Genomic DNA, 2,438 nt, shown 5'->3' on the forward strand with positions numbered 1-2,438 from the left:
CGAGGTCAGCGCCTCCCGGACGTGCCCGCCCGCGCGGTCCAGTGCGGCGGCGGCCGCCGCGGTCTCCGCACCGGACAGCAGGTGGACGAGCGCGACCTTGAGGTCCCCACCGGCCCGGGCGAGTGCCTGCGTGCAGGACTGCGTACCGAGTCCGGTGGCCTCCCGCAGGACCCGGACGGTGCGGCCGCGCAGCTTGGCGTTGGTGGCGTGCATGCTGACCATGAGGTTCGAGTACGTCCGCCCCATCCTGATCATGGTGGCGGTGGAGAACGAGGTCAGCACGAGCTTCTGCGCGGTCCCGGCCTTCATCCGGGTCGAACCCGTGACGACCTCGGGGCCGGTGTCCACGGTGATCCGGATGTCGACCTCGTCCGGGACGGGCGCCTCCGGATTCCCGGTGACCAGGGCGGTGGCCGCACCGCGGTGCCGGGCCGTGCGGAGCGCGGCGAGCACGTACGGCGTCCGCCCCGAGGCCGTCAGACCGAGGACGAAGTCCCCGTCGGCGACAGAGCCGCGCAACTCGGCCGCCGCGGCCTCCTCGTCGTCCTCGGCGTCCTCGACGGCCTCCCGGAGGGCATCGGGTCCGCCCGCGTGGTGGGGCACGAACCAGCCGGGCGGGATGTTGTAGGTGGGGGCCAGTTCCGCGGCGTCGAGCACGGCCAGTCTGCCCGAGGTCCCCGCGCCGACGTAGTGCACCCGCCCGCCCGCGCGCAGCGCCCCGGTGGCGGTGTCGACCGCGCGGGTCAACTCCGGCAGTGCCCGTCCGACGGCCTCGGGCACCGAGCGGTCCTCGGCGTTGACGGTGGCCAGGACGTCGGCCGTGGACATGCGGTCGATCCCGGTGGTGGCCGGGTTGCGCCGCTCGGTCGGGGACTCGACGTGGGTGATCCGGTTTCCGGGGCCCGGCCCGGGCTGTGCCTCGGTCATGGTTCTCGCTGGTCCTCCGTCGTGCGGCTACCGGCTGTCCCGCCGCCGGCCGTCGGGGCGGACCCCGAGCCGGTGCCCCTCGACCGCGTTCCGGGTCGCCTCCAGTGCGCCGAGCGCCTCGTCGCTGTGCCGCCGGGCGACCCCGATGAACAGGCAGTCGATGACGGTGAGCTGCGCGATGCGGCTCGCGGTGGCGCCGGACCGGAAGGTGGTCTCCCGGGCGGCGGTGGTCAGGACGTGGTCGGCCACCGTCGCCACCGGGGAGCGGGGGAAGTTGGTCACCGCGACCGTGGTGGCGCCCCGCTGTCCCGCGACCCGCAGCGTCTCCACCGTGTCGCTCGTCGCGCCACTGTGCGACACCGCCACGGCCACGTCCCCCGGACCGAGGACCGCGGCCGAGGTCAGCATGATGTGGGTGTCCGACCAGGCGAACGAGATCCGGCCGATGCGGTGCAGCTTCTGCTGCAGGTCGGCGGCGACGAACGCGCTCGCACCGACGCCGTAGACGTCCACCCGGCCCGCGGAGGCGAGCGCGTCGATCACCCGTTCCAGGACGACCGGGTCCAGCTGCTGGGCCGTCTCCTCCACCGCGCGGGTGTCGGCGAAGGCGACCTTGCCGATCATCGAGGCCGCGTCGTCGTCGCCGGTGATCTCGCCGCCGAGGTCCGGCGCGGAGCGGGCCTGCGCCCGGGCCGTGTCGGCGGCCAGCGCGATGCGCAGCTGCGGGTAGCCGCCCACCCCGACGGCCTTGCAGAACCGGGTCACGGTGGTCTCGCTCGTCCGCGCCGCCTGGGCGACCTCGGTGATGCTGCGGCGGGAGACGGTGGTCGGGTCCTGGAGCACCACGTGGGCGACCCGTTGCTCCGCCCGGGCGAGCCCGGGGAGCAGCGAGCGGATGCGGACCAGCGGGCTCGCGCTCTCCCCGTCGTCCGGGGCGTCCCCGTCGTCCGGGGCGTCCCCGTCGTCCGGGGCGTCCCCGGCTGCCGGGGTCTCCGGGTGGGCGTCGGTCGGCACCTCCGGTCCCGTGTCGAAGTCACCCGGTGCTCCGCCTGTGGGAAAGTCACCAACCGCAGCCATATCGGACAAGAATACCCGCACCTTTCCGCGACGACAGCCCGAGCGGACCCGCCCGGGTCGTGCTCCGTGGTCGCCGGGAAGTCGCCGACCGGTGGAGCCCCGTTAACCCCGTCCGGTTAACGAGTCGGCAACTCTCACCGGTCACGCAGGTAAAAGCCGTCGGCCACCAACCGCTCCGGGTGCCGCTCGGCGTCCAGCAGGGTCCGTTCGGCGTGCACGACCCGCACCCCGTCGAGGTGGACGCCGCGCCCGGCGTCGCGGCCGTCCGTGGTGAACTCCCAACGGAGAACGACCCCGTCCGCGGTCGGCACGTCCGCCCGCACGGACCACCACGTGCGGTGCCCGGTGCCCGCCAGGCTCCGGACCTCCCCGTCCGGGGCGCCCCGCCCGCGGGCCCGCATCGGCAGCTCTTGCCAGGTCCGGCCGTCGTCGAC

2 protein-coding genes and 1 pseudogene are annotated in these 2,438 nt (G+C 74.7%); all 3 read right to left on the bottom strand.

The window, feature by feature from the left end:
• Window positions 1-927 (bottom strand): N-acetylmuramic acid 6-phosphate etherase (murQ, locus tag ACTIR_RS0113295; RefSeq protein WP_052583871.1); only part of this gene is annotated, 927 nt, incomplete at its 3' end.
• 27 nt (window positions 928-954) lie between these two features.
• Window positions 955-2,004, bottom strand: a complete 1,050-nt coding sequence (locus ACTIR_RS0113300; protein WP_026454655.1) for a MurR/RpiR family transcriptional regulator — start codon at window positions 2,002-2,004, stop codon at window positions 955-957.
• A gap of 134 nt (window positions 2,005-2,138) precedes the next feature.
• Window positions 2,139-2,438 (bottom strand): annotated as a pseudogene (locus ACTIR_RS0113305) (serine hydrolase); the annotation flags it as partial.

The sequence above is a fragment of the Saccharomonospora iraqiensis subsp. iraqiensis genome (assembly GCF_000430445.1).
GTDB lineage: Bacteria > Actinomycetota > Actinomycetes > Mycobacteriales > Pseudonocardiaceae > Saccharomonospora > Saccharomonospora iraqiensis.